Below are 17,666 nucleotides of genomic sequence, written 5' to 3' on the forward strand. Positions count from 1 at the left end.
CCCCCAGGATAACTGATAAAATGAAAACTTGAGGTTTTCAAAAGTATGATTTGCACCTACCGCCTAAAAGCCTTGCCAGTTAGTTTTAGTATTGATTTGATAGGCGTTTGTAACCAAAAAAGCAAGCTTATTCAGTTTCACATTCATACCAACATTAATCCTTTAAGTTGTGAAATTTTCAAAAAAAACAATATTATCTGAAAATGATCTCATAATAAAGTAGTGACACTGGCACAGCGGTAGTAAGTATATCCTGATAATATCGTGATGAACAATTGGCTAAAATCTGATTAATTGATTAATAAATTATCAACATATCATAAAACCAGCTAGTCAAATAAAAAACTTTAGTAAAACTACTATTTCAAAATAAATGGGGACAAGTAGTTTGATACTAATGTTTACTAATCTGAAGTGTACTCTCTTGTTTTTTCCCAGGAGAATTCAGTTTGCTGTTGTGTTACTAATTCAAGTCCTCGTTTATAACTTGCACAAGCAACGACGGGATCACCAAGTTGCTCATGAAGTTTTCCTAAAGTTACATAAGCCGAGGGTGAGGGTTCAATTTCATTGGATTGTTCAAGGTAATGTATTGCTTTTCCCCATAATTGCTGTTTGATGCATAGTTGACCTAAACACAAATACAGGGCTGCGGAATGAGCATTCTTTTTGAGTAAGCTTTCGGCAAAAATTAGCTGATTTTCATTGCTGGGTAAGCTGCTATACAGTGCTATCAATTGAGGATTGAAATATTTGCGAAGACAACGACGTAATAAATTTGTGCTACTGGCATGATCATTATTACGCAATAAAAAACGCACATATTCTGCGACAATATCGGGATCAGTCGCTAAGGGTTTTGGCAGTGAATTGAATAGTGCAGTTGTTGCTTCAGATTGATTGTGACGAGCAAGATCTGTAAGCGCTTGCAAATAGGCATTGCGTTGTAAGGACTCAAACTCTTCTTGCTGCTTTACCACATTATATTTTTTTAAATTGGGCAGCAAGGCAATTAGTTGTGGCCAATCTCTTACTTCTTGATAAAATTGCATCAGTAGCTTTAATACATAAGGATGACGAGGTGCAATATCCTGTAAATGTCGTAACGTCGCTAAAGCTTGCTCCCATTGATGATTCGCTAATTGCAATTGTGCCTGAGTTAATTCAACGGCAATTTTTGCTTCGGGCATGGATTGTTGTGCTTCACGTAGAAAATCATCGCGTAACTGGCTGTCACCCATTTTTTGTGCAGCTCGTGCCGCGGTTAAATAATTTAACAAAGGAGTATCAGTATTCGGTAATGCCTGAACTAAATGATTTTTTGCTTTATTCCAATATCCTTCACTGTATTCTATTAAACCTTTACGAGTAATCGCTCGTGCTTTTTGTGCTAATCGTTTTGAATGCCAGCGACCTATCGCTGTTGGTGCATGAGAAATTTTATGACCTAAGCGCAGGCAAAGATGCAGGAGCAAAAATAAAAAAATTAAACCCAGGATCAAAACCCAAAATGTGGTTTCAACGGTCCAATGATTTATTGCAATCAATACATAGCCTGGGTCTTTATTAAGCTGAACTCCCAAAACTATTGCGGTCAATAAAACAAAAAAAGCCAGGAAAAGACGTGTCATTGTGAGATTCCTCCTTGCTTCGTTGTGTTAGGTGCATTTACTCGGGGCTCATTCGCATTGATTAATTGAATGAGCAGGGGTAGTTCTGCGCCGATTTGAAGTTTTTTTTGTGTTAGTTCAATTTTCTGCAATTCAGTTAACATTTTTATCAGTTCTTTAGTGTTCTCGGCATCTTCATTGAAGTTCTTTCTAATAGTTGTAATTGCCTGATTAAGCATTAACTGATAGACCTGAGGATTTCTATTGAGAACAGCCCATTGTGCTTCTTGCAGATTCAAGCGAATATTTTCTTTAAGGAGGGCTTCAAATTCTGGTGAGATAAGTGGTTTGATAGGTGTGTCATTACGCCGTATAACCACTAGTTTATTCAGCAAGTTCAAACTGTCTTGTAAATGCAGGCGCCAGACAGACAGTGCATCTTGATGGGGTGTTTCAGGTACTTTTGTTATTTCGTGTTTGTCGATGCTCTGAATTGCTGGAATATTCAGTTCATTAAGACTATTTTGCGCAGCATCTAATTGACCGAGTATGCCAACTACATCAACCTTTGGTAATGCCTGTAATTGGGCAATGTCTTTGGCTATTGCCTGTCTGATGTCAAAAATCTTGGGATCATTTAATTGGTGTAATAATTGATCGGCTTGTTGCAACATCGCCACCATTGAGGAACTATTTTTACTCCAATGGCCATTAATTTGTGCCAATTCAAGATAATAGCGCGCTTTAAGTAGCTGCCAGTTTTGATTTTGATACAATCGTTGGCTTAGTGCATTGTGTACCTGTTTATTTAATTCATCGAATTTAGCTTGCAATGAAGAGCCCATTTCTTGGACCGTATTCGTTTTTGTCTCCATATCTGCATTAATTTGATTTTGGGTTTTCTCTTGTTTTTGATCAAGTTTATCCAATTGGGTCGACAATTGGTTATTTTTATCAATTAATTGATCGTGTACTTGTTGATTAAGGGATAAGGTATATAAGGATGTTGCTAGGGCTCCAAGAGCAATAATGACTGCCCCCATGGTTATAAGCGATTTATTTTTAGAGGTCGTAAGGGTTTTGTGGTTCTTTGTGCCTTGTTCCTCATGGGCGTGTTGCTCTAGTTCAGGTGTTTTTTCTTGTTCTTCATCGTGGTTAGCCATAAATTAATCCTTGATAACATAGTTAAACAACGCGTTCATCATTCTGCTGGGATGGCTGCGAATAATTGTATTTATCCCCAATGAAAAGGCAACGTGAGCTAGCCGTTCGCTGAGTACCAGACAGGTTTTACTGCGCAGCCAATTATGAGCCTCTTCTTCAAATAGTTTAAAAAGATGATGTATCGATTGCTCACTAGTTATCAGTATAATATCCACTAAATCTTCGCGCCAGATTGATTTTACAAATTGAGGGTTTATTTTAGGCATAGCCCGTTGATATACGTTAAGGACTATTAGGTTTGCTCCCCTGCTAGAGAGTGTTTCCTCAATAAGCGTTCGTCCTTCTTTTCCTTTAACTAAAAGGATATTTTGTTTTTGCGGTTGTTGTAAGCTGTTAATGACTAATAAATGTTCACTATTAGGCATCTCAGGTATCATATGGACGTGCGTATCAAACTGCTTAAGCATCATAGTAGAGCCTTGTCCTATAGCAATTACTTTAATTGATGAAGGCCAGGAAATATTTGCTTGGTTTAGTTGCATAAAGCAATGTTCTACTGCATTAGCACTGACAAAAATGGCTTGATTTATTTTTTTCAAGTCAGGTAAAGAGTGTAACCAGTCCGGTGTGGCCTGAATTTCCAAGGTAGGTAATTCAATGACGCTACCACCACCTGCACGAATTGCTGTACTTAAACTTGCTGCCTGTTTATGTGGGCGTGTATTTAAAATACGTAATCCACGGAGTGAGCGGCTCATTGGGTATTCGATGCAAGAAGAGCAACAGCACCCTGTGCTAGCAAAGAACGCGAGCAGTTGTCAGCTAAAGTAGCTGCTTCATCCAAAGTTCCTGTTTGGTGATCTAAAATGACATGAGATCCGTCATGATTTAAAATTTTTGCTTGCAGCATTAATTTTCCGTGTTGAGTTGGTGCACAAAAAACAGCTAAAGGCACATGACAATTTCCACCTAATAGCGCATTGACCTGGCGTTCAGTATGCACGCAAACAGAAGATAGAGGATCATTTAAACTATGAACTAGTTCGCGCATTTCTTTATCATCTGTTCTGCATTCGATGGCTAAAGCGCCTTGCCCGCAGGCTGGTAACATAATCTTATCCGATAATTGTTCGGTGATTGCATTATTAAAGCCCATACGTTCAAGTCCTGCAGCAGCAAGGAGAATGGCATCGTATTCTCCTGCCTCAAGTTTGGCAAGACGAGTATTAATATTGCCACGTAACGGTTTAATGCATAAATCGGGTCTATAGGCTAGTAATTGGGATTGACGTCGGAGACTTCCTGTACCGACCGTAGCGTGTTGAGGCAGATTTGACAGACTGGAATAGTGTTTACTGACTAATACATCAAATGGATTATCTCGTTTACATATGGCTGCCAGAGTTAATCCTGCAGGAAATTCTGCAGGCATATCTTTAGCTGAATGAATAGCAAGATCTGCTCTTTTATCTACTAAAGCCTGTTCTAATTCTTTTACAAATAAACCCTTTCCACCGATTGCTAGAAGTTTATCTTTAAGAAATTTATCCCCCGATGTTGTCATAGGTAACAGTTGAATAGTGAGATTGGGCCATTGTTTAAGCAGCAGATCACGAACGTGATTGGCTTGCCATAACGCAAGGGGACTTCTTCGGGTTGCAATACGAATTGTTCTTAACATTATAGGTTGCTGATAGTTACTTGATGAAGCGTATCGTATCATACTTTACTATAAAACTTGTAACCCGGATGCATCCAGGTTACAAGTTTTATTTAGCTGAACGAAGCGCAATTGCCGTGAAAATATAAGTCCAACCACTGACTATCATATCAATCGCAATAAACATTCCAATAACCCATAATCCGCTCGATGGCCAATGCAGTAAAATAAGTATACCTAGAAGAAGAGACGTAATTCCTGAGAATAATATCCAGCGACTTGAATTATCTTTCAATGACCAGGCCATGGCAATTCGGGTAGTTCCAAGAATAATAAGAGTCCACGCCAGTAATGCAGTAATTACTGTTGATGCTAAAAGAGGATCGTATAAAATAATAGCAGTAGCAATAAGGTAAAGAATGGCGACGAAAATTTGCCAAACAGCACCCTTCCATTGTTTATATCTAAATGCATCGGCAAAATGTGATATACCTGAAATCATTAATAGAGCGGCAAAAAAATACATACTGACAATAGTTAGTGCGATGTCCATGCCTAAACCAATAGTGCCCATGATCAAAAGCACAATTCCTAGTCCTAAAAGCCATCCCCAATTACGTTGTAGGTTCTCAGAACCAGGAATATCCACAATGTTATTCGTATTAGCCATATCAGTTCCTTTTGATGACGTTAACTTTAATATAGCCTTTTTTAAGCTTTGTGTAAATTGGATCATAAAAACACCTTAATTGGTTAAGCTCCTCACGCAACGAACACTATAAAAAACGTACTTATCGTTGATGTCCTGCGAACTGCCACTAGAGGCAAGGAAATTCTGGTACCACCCGTTGGCCTGGGAAGCAAGTGAGGACTCAGTTGCGCCCTAATAGTCACCAGATAAACTCACAATCCCTGTGCTAACCAATTCATTTTGAATATTAGTACTACCAGAAATGCATGATTGGGAACCAGTTAAAAATCGGTAGTTACCAGTATCGCCTGTAGAGCCAAAAGGTCCTAAATCGCAGGTTGAAGGTAAATACTAATCCGTGTAACAGTTCGAGCCTTAGGAACATGTTGCACCATTATTATCTAACGCTTGTTGGCAAAGACCTGCTACATAATTGGTTCCTGAGCCGTAATAAACAAAAGTATTCATAGTGAGACAAGCGCTGTCATTCACCGAGTTACAATTGAGCTGACCTAGTTGTAATGTGGCAGGCTGACTGGATGATGTATTGGGGCTTGTGGGAGGGAGAAAAGATAGCTTCCGTGATACTGACAGCCCTAGCCCAGCACGTCGGCGGTTACTGAACCTGCGCTGATACTGACTGAAACAGCACTGACCTCTGGTGCAACACTGGTTGTGCGTGTTATCCGAAGAGAGGGTACTACCAGGAGTCAGGGTGAGTGTACATGACCCTCCATTGGGTGATAAATCATTACTTGTGGTACATGTTGTGGACGATAAAGTAGTTCCCGATGGAAGTGCGGGTGAAAAATCGGGAGTCACAGGGGTTTGTGAAATCGTGATGGAGGTATGTGAGTTATTGATGAGGGTAATTGTTCTTACATTGCCACTGCCAAGACCAGAAAGTGCTAGTGTAGATGGACTGACAGTAAACACTGCTTTAGGTGTTACCGAGCTGGAAAAAGTTGCAGAACCCGTTTCATTAGCACCACTCACTGTAGTTGTAGTGGACACCGAAAATGTGTAGGCAGTATCGTTCCTCAAGACACTCACTGTGCAGGATAAACTGTTCCCGTCGTATCTAAGCTTGTTCCTGCAGGCACTGTACCCGTAGACACACTGTAAGTATAAGGCGCTGTTCCTCCGAAAACTGTATTTGCTTGTGAATAAGGAACATTGACTTCTGTATCCTGTGAAGGAGTAGCGGTAAGCATCCGCGCGCCAGCAATAGTTCCGCTGCTGGATGCGGTAGTGGTTGCCGCGTCGGTATCGGTTAATAAAATATCCATTTAAAACTATGAAAATTATTTATTACTACATCAAACCAGTAATAAATGGTATGGAAAAATAGTTCACTTATCGGTATGATTTTTAAATTGGATCAAAGAGGTGTATAGATATGAAGTTGCTTGGTGTGATGCTGTCATTTTTTTCATTTGCGCTTTACGCAGGTGAGATAACGAGCCAAGAAATACAATTAAAAACTCAACGTTTAGGTCAAGTTTCTATGCAGAGTCAACCAGAGGCTAAAAATAAAGCGGTTACTAAGTTGGCAAAAAAAAAACAGGGACAAAAAATATATGAGCAATATTGTACAGTATGCCATAATCAAGGTTTAGCCGGCGCACCTAAATTTAGGAATGAACAGGATTGGAAGCAACGTAGGGTTAGTAGAACATTAAATGATTTAGTTACTTCCTCAATAAAAGGTTTAAATGCTATGCCCGCAAAAGGGACTTGTTTTAAATGTAATGAAGATGATTTGAAGGCTGCAATAGCTTATATGTTGCCTCAATCATGACAAAATTAACATTCAAACGGCTTCAAACAGTTAATGCCTTACTTACCTTATGTGTATTATTTAGTTCCTTTTATTTTCAGTATATCGTTGGCCTGACGCCTTGCCCTTTGTGTATTATGCAACGGGTTTGTGTCTTTTTATTATTAGCCATTATGGGATTAAGTTTCTGTACCGTGCAAAGGGCACATTACATTAGTTTGTTGCAAATAATTTTTGCAGGGGTAGGTCTGTTTTTTGCATTACGCCAGTTATGGCTGCAATCCTTCCCACCATCACAAGTACCTGCGTGTATGCCAGGTTTAGATATTTTGATTCATTATTTTCCCTGGCAAACGATTATGCACACTTTATTCTGGGGAACTGGTGAGTGTGCGGAAATAACTTGGAGCTTTTGGGGCATTTCGATGCCGGGATGGAGTGCTTTGTATTTTACGTTTATGGTGCTCATGGGATGTTTCTTGTTTTTGAGTACCCGTTCGTCTCGTTTTGACTTAAATAATTTCTAAATTGTTATTGTTGTTCTGGATTTACGAAATGACGGATGAACAGAATAAGGGAGCTACATTTCTTAAAGCTGGTAATCTGGGGTTGACTTAGCTATTATCGCCTTTTTAAATTATTTTTAACTCGAATGAAAACCTTTTCCTGCGAAGTGTTGCATAGACACTCAGCTACTAAAGCTCGTGTGACGCGTGTTAAAACTGCCCATGGTGAATTTATAACGCCTGTTTTTATGCCAGTTGGAACACGTGCGGGCGTTAACAACATGACTCCTGCTGAATTACATACAGCACACAGTCAGATTATTTTGGGCGGAAATACGTATCACATGTTATGTGCGCCAGGAATGGAGGTTATTGAAAAGGCAGGTGGCATGCACTCATTTATGGGATGGCATGGTCCTATGTTAACTGACAGTGGTGGTTTTCAGGTTTTTAGTTTATCCAAGAATAAAAAAATTTGTACCATAGATGAAGAAGGAGCACACTTTAGGCTGCCAGATAATCAAGGTTTAATTCATATGACGCCCGAAATGTCTCTGAAAACGCAAAAGATTATTGGTGCTGATCTCATTATGGCCTTTGATCAGTGTACTCCAGATAATTGCTCTAAAGACGAAGTTGTGCAAATCATGATGCGTACACATCGATGGTTAAAGCAATCAATGCACTATCAGCAGCAGCATCCTATGTCGCGTTACGGTTATCAACAGGCGTTATTTGGTATTATTCAAGGGGGTGTATTTAAAGATTTACGCCGTGAAAGTGCTGATTTTGTTTCATCGATGAATACGGAGGGTATTGCAATAGGAGGGGAAACTATAGGGTTTGATATGAAAACCACTGTGGAGGTGATTCATTGGGTACGCGATTATTTACCTGAAAATAAACCGCGTTATACCATGGGAGTTGGAATGTCACCCCAGGATCTTTTGGATGTTGTTGCTGAAGGAATAGATATGTTCGATTGTGTTGCGCCCACGCGTAATGCACGGCATGGAGCTTTATATTGTGGTGAAGTAGTTCGTGAGGGTAATTGGTTGCGTTTTGTTAGTGAACATGAAAATGGACGGATTCAGATCAAAAAATCATGTTTTGGTGCAGATATGTCACCCATTATGGCGTCTTGTAAATGTTATACCTGTCGTCATTACTCACGCTCTTATTTACATCAGCTATTTAAACAAAAGGCTAATCTTTTTACTGCTTTGGCTAGTATTCACAATATTCATGTAATGCATGATGTTTGTGATAAAATGCGCAATTTGGTAATTAACTCACAGGAGACATAATGGTAGTTATAAGCACCTCTAAGGGTGATATTCATATTCAATTAGATACAGAAAACACTCCAGTAACAGTAGAAAACTTTCTGAATTATGTTCGTAACGGTTTTTATGATAATACGATTTTTCATCGGGTTATCACAGGTTTTATGATTCAAGGGGGCGGTCTTAATTCGGATATGGAACAAAAGCAAACACAAGGCGCAATTAAAAATGAAGCCCAAAAGGGTAAGCCTAACATGCGAGGTACCATCGCGATGGCAAGAACTATGGACCCTCATTCTGCAACAGCGCAATTTTTCATTAATGTTGCTGATAATGGTTTCTTAAATTACACAGGCGAAAATATGCAGGGTTTTGGTTACTGTGTATTTGGTGAAGTGGTTGAAGGTATGGATGTAGTGGATGCTATTGCTAAAGTTAAAACAGGACAAAGTAACGGACACGCAGACGTGCCTGTTGAAGAGGTGAGTATTCTTTCAGTTAAAGAAGTAGATTAAACTCCGTATCGTTGTGGGAGAAAAATATTCACCATTGCTCTGAGGTGTATTTTTTCTCCCATGGAGTATTTTTATATTTAAGTAGCGGAGTCTTTAAGGGCATTTAAACTTTAGATATTGACTCAATCAGCACTTCAAAAATTTCAGGCTGGAGCTTTACTTCACTACGATTATTATCCACAAAACTATTTTTACTTTATGTTCCATGTGAATGGCGAAAATGTTTCACTGAAGCTAAAGCCAAATCTATAATTTTTTTCGATTGTTCTTCGTTAGCATTGATTAGACTGATATCATGAATCAGTTCCATTAAAAAAGCAGATACTTCTTCTTCCTTAAGTGAACCATTATATAAGCTTGCGATCTTAATGAAAATGTAGTGGAGTAACGATTTATTAATGAATATGTTATCTTGTAAAATTCCTTGATCATGAGGAGATTCCCCAAATAATAACCAACCAGGCGAAACATAAAGTTTCGTTGCAATTTCTATTAATTTAAGTGGTTCAGGTAGGGCTTCACCACGAAGGTATTTTCTGCAAATTTGTAATGAATACCCAGTAATTTCTGATAATTTATGAATGCACACACCCGATGTAGATCGTTGTGAATTAAAACCAGCAGCGACCATGGCATTACGTAAGCGATAAGCAAACTGTTTCGTTAAATCAATTTTTTCCATGAAAATGCAAAAACCAGAAGATGAAAAACTGCAAGCAGTGTAACAAAGCACGAATAAACCTGCAAATATTAGTATTTATGAAAACATATTGTTTCTTTTGGAAATTAATTGTTGACAATGGAAACTAAAGTATTATAATCGCTGTGAAATTTACGGAAAAAAAATTTCACAAGTCTAATAACATGGAAATCGGTGATACACGATGGAACAAGTATCGCACAACAGTTCAACAAACGGAAAAGTGGTTTAACCATGGCGGTTAACCTCGCATTTAGGGCCGGAATGACCTCCATCATTCGGGCCTTTTTATTTTTTATGTTATTTATTATTCTGAAAAACAATGCGATTTAGTAAAAAAGTTAGAGGCAACAAAACAATTACTACCACTAGTGGGGCAAAAGTTATTGAAAATCCAAACACTACCATCATTTCTAAAAATGCTGCACCGAGCACATATTGTAATAAATAGATAAGGGGAAATCCTAAAAGAGTCTGTAATGAGCCATGCCCTTCAAATACAAGCGTGTTCATAAAATAAAGCGCAATTACTGAACCACTGTAAGCAATTAAATAAGCGTATTGATAGCTGATGAATTTATATAAAATTACATAGAGCACAAACATAATTAATGTACTTAACATGCCGGTTATCGCAAAACCAAACATTTGCTTTTTTACTGCTGGTCTGATTAATTTCACGTTCTATACCTCGCAGGTATGAGAATAATGGTTTTTGGATGAGTTGATTTTTTTGCCCCAACGATTTAAATAATTTGCTTTGGAATATAACCTTATTATATACTCCACCCCAATATGTATCCAGGTCGATTTTAGGCACGTAGCTCAGTGGTAGAGCACCACCTTGACATGGTGGTGGTCGGTGGTTCGATCCCACTCGTGCCTACCACATCACTGAATTTTTAAATTTTAGATTACAGTTTAAGCCCTGCGATGCAGGGTTTTTTTTTAGAAGAAGTGCTTGACGGACAGATGGATAAATCATGTTAAATATTAAATTACCTGATGGAAGTGTAAAACATTTTGAAGTGCCTTTGACTGTCTATGATGTAGCACAAAGTATAAGTTCTGGGTTAGCTAAGGCTGCTTTGGCAGGTCGGTTGGATGACCGATTGGTTGATACTTCTTATCTGATTACTCACGATTGCACTTTAATGATTCTTACAGAAAAACAAGAAGAAAGCCTGGATGTGATTCGTCATTCTACGGCTCATTTATTAGCGCAAGCAGTTAAATGTCTTTTCCCCAGTGCTCAAGTGACTATAGGTCCCGTTATTGATGATGGTTTTTATTATGATTTTGCTTTCCAAAGACCTTTTACTCCAGCAGATTTAGAACAAATCGAAGCAAAAATGACGGAACTAGCAAAAGCAAATTATCCGATTACGCGTCGAGAATTACCACGAGATGAGGCAATTAATTACTTTAAAAGTATCGGTGAGGAATATAAAGCTCAAATTATTGCAGATATTCCGGTCAATGAAGTACTGTCCCTATACAAACAAGGTGATTTTGAAGATCTTTGTCGTGGCCCCCACGTGCCAGCAACTGGTTTTTTACGCGCATTTAAGTTAACTAAGTTAGCTGGTGCCTATTGGCGTGGTGATTCAAACAATGAAATGTTACAGCGCATTTATGGTACTGCTTGGGCTGATAAAAAATCCTTGGCAGATTATTTATTCCGTTTGGAAGAGGCCGAAAAGCGAGATCATCGCAAATTAGGCAAGAGTTTGGAGTTGTTCCATTTTCAAGATATCGCTCCAGGAATGGTATTCTGGCATCCAAAAGGATGGGCTATTTATCAAGAACTTGAACGCTACATGCGCTCCAGATTAGCTGATTTTGGTTATCAAGAAATTAAAACACCTCAATTAGTAGATAAAATTCTTTGGGAAAAATCGGGGCATTGGGCTAATTTTAGAGATGAGATGTTTGTTACGGAAACGGATAACCGCCACTATGCTGTAAAACCAATGAACTGTCCATGTCATATTCAGATTTATAATCAAGGTCTAAAAAGCTATAGAGATTTACCTTTAAGATTTTCTGAGTTTGGCAATTGCCATCGTTGTGAACCTTCGGGCTCATTACATGGTTTGATGCGTGTCCGGAATATGGTGCAAGATGACGCACATATTTTTTGTACGGAACAACAAATTCAATCTGAAGTGGATATGATGTTGCAATTGGTGCAATCAGTCTATACAGATTTTGGTTTTCATGAAATTAAATACCGTCTAGCCTTACGCCCAGAAAAACGAGTTGGTGGTGATGAGGTATGGGATAAAGCAGAAGTTGCCTTAAAACAGGCAATGAGCGACCGAAACATTCAATGGATTGATGCTCCAGGCGAGGGCGCTTTTTATGGGCCTAAAATTGAATGCTCATTATCAGATTGTCTAGGCAGAATTTGGCAGTGTGGGACGATACAGGTTGATTTCTCCATGCCTGGTCGTTTAGAGGCAACTTACATTGCAGAGGATGGTAGTAAACAAACGCCAGTAATGCTTCATCGAGCGGTTTTAGGATCTTTTGAGCGTTTTATGGGAATCCTGATTGAGCATTACGCGGGAAAATTGCCATTGTGGCTATCTCCAATACATGCTGTTGTGCTCACAATAAGTGAAAAACAAAACGAATATGCATCAAAAGTAACGCAAATTTTGCAAAAAAAAGGACTTAAAGTTAACTTTGACTTGAGAAATGAGAAAATTGGCTTTAAAATCCGCGAACATACTTTACAAAAAGTTCCTTACCTATTAGTGATAGGGGATAAAGAAGTCGAAACAGGTCAAGTTGCTGTGCGTTCCCGAGAAGGCACAGATTTGGGTGTGATGACAATAGACGCAATTTGTGATAGCTTAATGCAAGAAATTGCTTGTAAAGGATATCCAATTAATAAGCAGGGGGGATTAAGCCATTAGTGCACCGACTAAGCGTGAAAGTGATCGCGCAAGAATTAATGAACAGATCAATGTACCTGAGGTACGCTTAATTGATGTCGATGGTAATCAGGCAGGAATTGTATTAACACGCGAAGCCCTGCGTATTGCGGAAGAAGGCGGCTTGGATTTGGTAGAAATATCCCCAACAGCCAAACCTCCTGTATGTCGCATTATGGATTATGGAAAGTTTCTCTTTGAGCTGAGTAAGAAACAAGCTGAAGCTAGAAAAAAGCAGAAGCAAATTCAGGTCAAGGAATTAAAATTTCGTCCTACGACGGAAGATGGAGATTATCAGGTCAAGCTACGCAACCTGATCCGTTTCCTAAATCATGGTGATAAAGTCAAAGTAACTTTGCGTTTTCGTGGTCGAGAGATGGCACATCAAGAACTTGGTATGAAAATTCTTGAGCGTATACAGCAAGATACTGGCGAATTTGCAGTTGTAGAACAACATGCAAAGCGCGAAGGAAGACAATTACTAATGGTATTATCACCCAAAAAAACTAAGTAGCTGAACAAAATGCGGAGTATTGTGTTATGCCGAAGTTAAAATCACATCGCGGAGCATGTAAACGGTTCCGTAAAACAGCAAGTGGTGCGGTTAAACGCCGTGGTGCTTACAGAAATCATATCCTCACTAAAAAGTCTACTAAGCAAAAACGTCATTTACGTGTCGGCGCTAGTACTTTAAAGCCATGCGATGCGCGTCTGGTAGAGCGTATGTTGCACGGTAGTTAAGGGGAGAATGAAGAATGCCAAGAGTTAAACGTGGTGTGACAGCGAAAGCGCGTCACAAGAAAATAATGAAGCTTGCTAAAGGTTATTACGGCGCTCGTAGTCGTACTTACCGCGTTGCCAAACAAGCAGTTATTAAAGCGGGTCAGTATGCTTACCGTGATAGACGTCAGAAAAAACGTCAATTCCGTGCATTATGGATTATTCGTATTAATGCACAAGCTCGTGAATGCGGGTTATCATACAGCCGTTTAATTGATGGGTTAAAGAAAGCATCAATTGAATTGGATAGAAAAATATTGGCTGATATGGCTGTTTACGATAAAGTGGCTTTTGCATCCGTTGCTGAACAAGCTAAGGCTGCACTGGCAGGCTAATAGTAACTATGTGACGCGGTTTGTTTGCGGAATCCAGAAATTTCGCTTTGACACTAGATTACTGGATTCAGCGGATAAGCCGTAGAATATACCATGGTATTGCCTAAACTTATTGAAAAGTTACAAACAACAATTATAATGAACTAATTTTAAGGAGGCTTTGGCCTCCTTTTTACTTGTGGGCATAATTATGCAGGATATCATTACCATACAAGAACAGGCTTCCGAGGCAATTAATAAGGCACAAAATATTGAAGAATTAGAATTAATTCGCGTTGATTTTTTAGGTAAAAAGGGCAGATTAACGGAAATCTTAAAGAGTGTTGTGCATTTATCTACTGAAGAGAAACCTAAAGTGGGGCAGTTAGTCAATCAGACGAAACGAGAGCTCAGTACTTTAATTGAAAGTAAAACACAGGAACTCAAAGAGAAACAACTCTTAGAGAAACTTTCGGCTGAATGTGTCGATGTTACACTTCCTGGTCGCAATCAAGAATGTGGTTCCTTACATCCCGTTACACAAGTAAAACACAGAATTAATGAATTTTTTAGTCGCCTAGGCTTTGACATTGTTGATGGTCCAGAAATAGAAACGGAATTTTATAATTTTGAAGCGCTCAACATACCAGGACATCATCCTGCACGCGCCATGCATGATACTTTTTATTTTGGTGATGGCCGTCTATTACGTACACATACTTCTCCAGTACAAATTCGAGCAATGGAACAATGTAAACCTCCTTTTCGTTTAATTGCACCCGGTAGAGTATATCGTTGTGATTCCGACCTAACCCATACGCCAATGTTTCATCAGGTAGAGGGTTTATTGATTGATAAACAGGCTAACTTGGCTGGTCTAAAAGGATTATTACACGACTTTTTCGCACAGTTTTTTGGGCGTAAATTGGCTTTACGATTTAGGCCTTCTTATTTTCCCTTTACCGAACCTTCTGCAGAAGTGGATATTGAATGTACTCAATGTAGTGGAAAAGGTTGTCGCTTGTGTAAATTTACAGGATGGCTTGAAGTGTTGGGTTGCGGTATGGTGCATCCTAACGTTTTAAAGGCAGTAAATATTTTACCCGACGAATATCAAGGGTGGGCATTTGGTATGGGCATGGACAGGTTAGCAATGTTGTACTATGGAATTGATGACTTACGTATGATGTTTGAAAATGATCTTACTTTTTTAAGCCAATTTTAGAGTTAACTAGTAATTTGTATTTCTCATTGTTTAATATAAGAGCAAATAACGAGCCTGTATTATACACCATAGATAGATAAGAAATTTAATCAGGTGGTAAGGATTAGAGATGAAATTAAGTAGATTATGGTTATGGGAATGGGTAAATTTCTCATTAACTGAACATGAATTAGCTGCACAATTGACTATGGCAGGCTTGGAAGTAGATGCGGTAAGTCCTGTGGCTGGAGAGTTTACTCAGGTAATCGTTGCTGAAGTTCTTAGCACCATGCCTCATCCTGATGCAGATAAATTAACTTTATGCGAAGTAAATATAAATGCTGATAAACCATTACAAATCGTTTGCGGTGCAGCAAATGTCCGTGCTGGATTAAAAGTTGCATTGGCAAAGATTGGTGCCGTTTTGCCGGGTGACTTTAAAATTAAAGAATCTAAACTTCGGGGTCAAATATCACAAGGAATGCTTTGTTCCATTGCTGAATTAGGAATGGCTGAACAGTCTGATGGAATTATGGAGTTAGATAATGATGCGCCAATAGGAATGGATTTGCGTGAATATCTATCTCTGGATGACTTTGTGATTGATGTTGATTTAACCCCAAACCGAGCGGATTGTTTCAGTGTACTAGGTATTGCTCGTGAAGTTGCCGTACTGAATAAAAAAACCTTACACGAAAAAACCTATGCTCCGGTAACGCCGACTATTGATGATGTTCTCCCAATACAGGTACAAAATCCAGAAGAATGTCCTTGGTATTGCGGTCGTATTATTCGTAATATTAACCTCCAGACAAGTACGCCTTTATGGATGAGTGAACGTTTACGCCGCTCAGGAATTCGAGCAGTACATCCAGTGGTTGATATCATGAATTACGTTATGCTTGAATTAGGTCAACCCATGCACGCCTTTGATTTAGCAGCCATTCAAGGGGGAATTAAAGTTCGTTTGAGTAATGATAAAGAGCAGCTTCAATTGCTTAACGGTCAAGAGGTACATTTAAATGAAAACGTGTTAGTCATTGCTGATGAGGAAAAACCATTAGCTATGGCCGGTATTATGGGTGGTGAACTCAGTGCAGTTCAGACATATACGCAAGATTTATTTTTAGAAAGTGCCTTTTTCAATCCACAGATTATTGCTGGTGTAGCGCGAAAATTTGGTTTATTTAGCGATGCATCACAACGGTATGAACGTGGTGTAGATCCCAATTTAGCAATAAAAGCCCTTGAACAAGCAAGCGCTCTTATTTTATCACTTGTTGGTGGACAAGCCGGACCGATTATTGAAGTCAAAAATGAACATCATTTACCTACAACGGTTGCTTTTGCCTTTGATACAAATAAGGTTAAAAAATTAACAGGGCTTGCTATTTCTCATGAAGAAATAAAAAATTTATTAAAAGGAATAGGTATTACGATTCTAGGTGAACATGATAAGTTCTTTGAAGTAAGTATTCCATCCCACCGTTTTGATATTCAGCACGATGTTGATTTAGTCGAAGAGGTTATTCGTCTTTATGGTTATGATAATTTACAAGCTGAGCCAATGAATGCTCTGCTCCAGGCTGGAACAATCTGTGTGCGTGAGGAAAGCGCAGCACGCTTTGCGTGCTGGTTTAGCAGTAAAGGGTATCATGAAACAATCAGTTACAGTTTTGTTGATCCTCAGTTGCAAGAAGCAATATATCCACATCATCAATTTATGCAACTCCTTAATCCTATTTCTTCTGAATTATCGCAAATGCGTGTTGGCATGTGGCCAGGATTAATCGCCTCAATGATATACAATGTACATAGACAACAAAATTTCATTAAATTGTTTGAAATAGGCGTGGTTTTTGATGTCGTGCAGCAGCAATTAACAGAACGTCCTTGTATTGCCGGTTTGTTGACTGGAGAGCTGGGAGGTACCAATTGGAGTGAGACTACCCGGTCTGTAGATTTTTTTGATTTAAAAGGTGATTTACAGTCTTTATTCATGTCACTAAAATTAACTGATGTAGAGTTTATTGCTGCACCTCATGAAGCCTTGCATCCAGGCCAATCTGCGCAAATACAGATCAATGGAGACTTTGTTGGATGGATAGGTGTTTTGCATCCTCGTTTGACTGATGCACTTGGTTTGCACTATGATGTGCTTTTATTTGAATTAAATTTACAAGCGCTAATTAGCCATGAGGCACCTCGTTATAAAACAATTTCAAAATATCCTCAGATTCGCAGAGATTTATCCTTCTTGGTAGATAAAAATATTAGTGTGAAGCAGATTGAATCTGCTGTTCGGGGTACTATAAAAGAAAATTGGTTAAAAACTTTTGATGTATTTGATGTTTATACGGGTCAGGGTATTCCTGAAGGCAAGAAAAGTTTAGCTATTGCGATGACCTTACAAGATGAAGGTCGTACTCTAGTTGATGTTGAGATCAATTTGTTAATCAGTGCTATAATCACTATGTTGGAAAATGAATTTTCAATCACATTGAGGGAATAATC

19 protein-coding genes and 1 tRNA gene are annotated in these 17,666 nt (G+C 38.8%); 12 read left to right on the forward strand and 8 right to left on the reverse strand.

The window, feature by feature from the left end; all coding sequences use genetic code 11:
• Positions 1 to 404 precede the first annotated feature (404 nt).
• The 5 genes from WA877_RS01605 to WA877_RS01625 all read right to left on the reverse strand — a co-directional run bounded on the left by WA877_RS01605 (position 405) and on the right by WA877_RS01625 (position 5,104).
• A complete protein-coding gene (locus tag WA877_RS01605; protein ID WP_425169194.1) occupies positions 405 to 1,631 on the reverse strand; it encodes a heme biosynthesis HemY N-terminal domain-containing protein in 1,227 nt (408 codons plus the stop codon).
• Positions 1,628 to 2,773 (reverse strand): uroporphyrinogen-III C-methyltransferase, encoded by a 1,146-nt coding sequence (locus tag WA877_RS01610; protein ID WP_425169195.1) that lies wholly within the window; start codon positions 2,771 to 2,773, stop codon positions 1,628 to 1,630. The genes WA877_RS01605 and WA877_RS01610 overlap by 4 nt, the downstream gene beginning before the upstream one ends.
• Before the next feature lie 3 nt (positions 2,774 to 2,776).
• Positions 2,777 to 3,532, reverse strand: coding sequence for a uroporphyrinogen-III synthase (locus WA877_RS01615; protein ID WP_425169196.1), 756 nt, complete (start codon positions 3,530 to 3,532; stop codon positions 2,777 to 2,779).
• The gene (gene hemC, locus WA877_RS01620) at positions 3,529 to 4,458 is read right to left on the reverse strand and encodes a hydroxymethylbilane synthase (protein WP_425169228.1); all 930 of its coding nucleotides are present in this window, start codon (positions 4,456 to 4,458) and stop codon (positions 3,529 to 3,531) included. Before hemC ends, WA877_RS01615 begins: the two co-directional genes overlap by 4 nt.
• Before the next feature lie 85 nt (positions 4,459 to 4,543).
• Positions 4,544 to 5,104, reverse strand: a complete 561-nt coding sequence (locus WA877_RS01625; RefSeq protein ID WP_425169229.1) for an HdeD family acid-resistance protein — start codon at positions 5,102 to 5,104, stop codon at positions 4,544 to 4,546.
• A gap of 736 nt (positions 5,105 to 5,840) precedes the next feature.
• On the opposite strand from WA877_RS01625, the gene WA877_RS01630 reads away from it, so the two are divergent.
• Positions 5,841 to 6,152, forward strand: a complete 312-nt coding sequence (locus WA877_RS01630) for a hypothetical protein (protein ID WP_425169197.1) — start codon at positions 5,841 to 5,843, stop codon at positions 6,150 to 6,152.
• Positions 6,153 to 6,174: 22 nt separating this feature from the next.
• Here WA877_RS01630 and WA877_RS01635 read toward each other — a convergent pair whose 3' ends face one another.
• Positions 6,175 to 6,339 carry a putative Ig domain-containing protein gene (locus tag WA877_RS01635; protein ID WP_425169198.1) on the reverse strand — a complete coding sequence of 55 codons (165 nt, stop codon included), beginning with the start codon at positions 6,337 to 6,339 and terminating at the stop codon, positions 6,175 to 6,177.
• A 185-nt stretch (positions 6,340 to 6,524) separates the two neighbouring features.
• On the opposite strand from WA877_RS01635, the gene WA877_RS01640 reads away from it, so the two are divergent.
• The 4 genes from WA877_RS01640 (at position 6,525) to WA877_RS01655 (ending at position 9,212) form a co-directional block, all read left to right on the forward strand.
• Positions 6,525 to 6,926, forward strand: coding sequence for a c-type cytochrome (locus WA877_RS01640; RefSeq protein ID WP_425169199.1), 402 nt, complete (start codon positions 6,525 to 6,527; stop codon positions 6,924 to 6,926).
• Positions 6,923 to 7,432, forward strand: a complete 510-nt coding sequence (locus WA877_RS01645; RefSeq protein ID WP_425169200.1) for a disulfide bond formation protein B — start codon at positions 6,923 to 6,925, stop codon at positions 7,430 to 7,432. The genes WA877_RS01640 and WA877_RS01645 overlap by 4 nt, the downstream gene beginning before the upstream one ends.
• A gap of 125 nt (positions 7,433 to 7,557) precedes the next feature.
• On the forward strand, positions 7,558 to 8,718 hold the full coding sequence (gene tgt, locus WA877_RS01650) for a tRNA guanosine(34) transglycosylase Tgt (protein ID WP_425169201.1): 1,161 nt from the start codon (positions 7,558 to 7,560) through the stop codon (positions 8,716 to 8,718).
• Positions 8,718 to 9,212, forward strand: a complete 495-nt coding sequence (locus tag WA877_RS01655) for a peptidylprolyl isomerase (RefSeq protein WP_425169202.1) — start codon at positions 8,718 to 8,720, stop codon at positions 9,210 to 9,212. Before tgt ends, WA877_RS01655 begins: the two co-directional genes overlap by 1 nt.
• Positions 9,213 to 9,408: 196 nt before the next feature.
• On the opposite strand, the gene WA877_RS01660 is transcribed toward WA877_RS01655, so the two are convergent.
• Positions 9,409 to 9,894: a helix-turn-helix domain-containing protein gene (locus tag WA877_RS01660; protein ID WP_425169203.1), complete on the reverse strand. Its 486-nt coding sequence runs from the start codon at positions 9,892 to 9,894 to the stop codon at positions 9,409 to 9,411.
• A 318-nt stretch (positions 9,895 to 10,212) separates the two neighbouring features.
• The gene (locus tag WA877_RS01665; protein ID WP_425169204.1) at positions 10,213 to 10,593 is read right to left on the reverse strand and encodes a GtrA family protein; all 381 of its coding nucleotides are present in this window, start codon (positions 10,591 to 10,593) and stop codon (positions 10,213 to 10,215) included.
• Between the two features lie 133 nt (positions 10,594 to 10,726).
• Here WA877_RS01665 and WA877_RS01670 point away from each other — a divergent pair.
• The 7 genes from WA877_RS01670 to pheT all read left to right on the forward strand — a co-directional run bounded on the left by WA877_RS01670 (position 10,727) and on the right by pheT (position 17,664).
• Positions 10,727 to 10,801 (forward strand) — tRNA-Val (locus tag WA877_RS01670).
• 94 nt (positions 10,802 to 10,895) lie between these two features.
• Positions 10,896 to 12,836, forward strand: coding sequence for a threonine--tRNA ligase (thrS, locus tag WA877_RS01675; RefSeq protein WP_425169205.1), 1,941 nt, complete (start codon positions 10,896 to 10,898; stop codon positions 12,834 to 12,836).
• Positions 12,832 to 13,368 (forward strand): translation initiation factor IF-3, encoded by a 537-nt coding sequence (gene infC, locus WA877_RS01680; RefSeq protein WP_425169230.1) that lies wholly within the window; start codon positions 12,832 to 12,834, stop codon positions 13,366 to 13,368. Before thrS ends, infC begins: the two co-directional genes overlap by 5 nt.
• 26 nt (positions 13,369 to 13,394) lie before the next feature.
• Positions 13,395 to 13,595 carry a 50S ribosomal protein L35 gene (gene rpmI / locus WA877_RS01685; RefSeq protein ID WP_425169206.1) on the forward strand — a complete coding sequence of 67 codons (201 nt, stop codon included), beginning with the start codon at positions 13,395 to 13,397 and terminating at the stop codon, positions 13,593 to 13,595.
• Between the two features lie 14 nt (positions 13,596 to 13,609).
• Positions 13,610 to 13,969, forward strand: coding sequence for a 50S ribosomal protein L20 (gene rplT, locus WA877_RS01690; RefSeq protein ID WP_425169207.1), 360 nt, complete (start codon positions 13,610 to 13,612; stop codon positions 13,967 to 13,969).
• A 190-nt stretch (positions 13,970 to 14,159) separates the two neighbouring features.
• A complete protein-coding gene (pheS, locus tag WA877_RS01695; RefSeq protein ID WP_425169208.1) occupies positions 14,160 to 15,173 on the forward strand; it encodes a phenylalanine--tRNA ligase subunit alpha in 1,014 nt (337 codons plus the stop codon).
• A 109-nt stretch (positions 15,174 to 15,282) separates the two neighbouring features.
• Complete coding sequence (gene pheT, locus WA877_RS01700) at positions 15,283 to 17,664, forward strand: phenylalanine--tRNA ligase subunit beta (RefSeq protein ID WP_425169209.1); 2,382 nt, start codon at positions 15,283 to 15,285, stop codon at positions 17,662 to 17,664.
• The last annotated feature ends 2 nt before the right edge of the window (positions 17,665 to 17,666 follow it).

Origin of the sequence: Legionella sp. (assembly GCF_049790535.1) — a bacterium.
GTDB lineage: Bacteria > Pseudomonadota > Gammaproteobacteria > Legionellales > Legionellaceae > Legionella.

Excerpts from the sequence above, each read along its gene's own strand:
- WA877_RS01605 (WP_425169194.1), bottom strand. The coding sequence starts at position 1,631 with ATGACACGTCTTTTCCTGGCTTTTTTTGTTTTATTGACCGCAATAGTT.
- WA877_RS01610 (WP_425169195.1), bottom strand. The coding sequence starts at position 2,773 with ATGGCTAACCACGATGAAGAACAAGAAAAAACACCTGAACTAGAGCAA.
- WA877_RS01615 (WP_425169196.1), bottom strand. The coding sequence starts at position 3,532 with ATGAGCCGCTCACTCCGTGGATTACGTATTTTAAATACACGCCCACAT.
- WA877_RS01625 (WP_425169229.1), bottom strand. The coding sequence starts at position 5,104 with ATGGCTAATACGAATAACATTGTGGATATTCCTGGTTCTGAGAACCTA.
- WA877_RS01635 (WP_425169198.1), bottom strand. The coding sequence starts at position 6,339 with ATGCTTACCGCTACTCCTTCACAGGATACAGAAGTCAATGTTCCTTAT.
- WA877_RS01640 (WP_425169199.1), top strand. The coding sequence starts at position 6,525 with ATGAAGTTGCTTGGTGTGATGCTGTCATTTTTTTCATTTGCGCTTTAC.
- WA877_RS01645 (WP_425169200.1), top strand. The coding sequence starts at position 6,923 with ATGACAAAATTAACATTCAAACGGCTTCAAACAGTTAATGCCTTACTT.
- tgt (WP_425169201.1), top strand. The coding sequence starts at position 7,558 with ATGAAAACCTTTTCCTGCGAAGTGTTGCATAGACACTCAGCTACTAAA.
- WA877_RS01655 (WP_425169202.1), top strand. The coding sequence starts at position 8,718 with ATGGTAGTTATAAGCACCTCTAAGGGTGATATTCATATTCAATTAGAT.
- WA877_RS01660 (WP_425169203.1), bottom strand. The coding sequence starts at position 9,894 with ATGGAAAAAATTGATTTAACGAAACAGTTTGCTTATCGCTTACGTAAT.
- thrS (WP_425169205.1), top strand. The coding sequence starts at position 10,896 with ATGTTAAATATTAAATTACCTGATGGAAGTGTAAAACATTTTGAAGTG.
- rpmI (WP_425169206.1), top strand. The coding sequence starts at position 13,395 with ATGCCGAAGTTAAAATCACATCGCGGAGCATGTAAACGGTTCCGTAAA.
- rplT (WP_425169207.1), top strand. The coding sequence starts at position 13,610 with ATGCCAAGAGTTAAACGTGGTGTGACAGCGAAAGCGCGTCACAAGAAA.
- pheS (WP_425169208.1), top strand. The coding sequence starts at position 14,160 with ATGCAGGATATCATTACCATACAAGAACAGGCTTCCGAGGCAATTAAT.
- pheT (WP_425169209.1), top strand. The coding sequence starts at position 15,283 with ATGAAATTAAGTAGATTATGGTTATGGGAATGGGTAAATTTCTCATTA.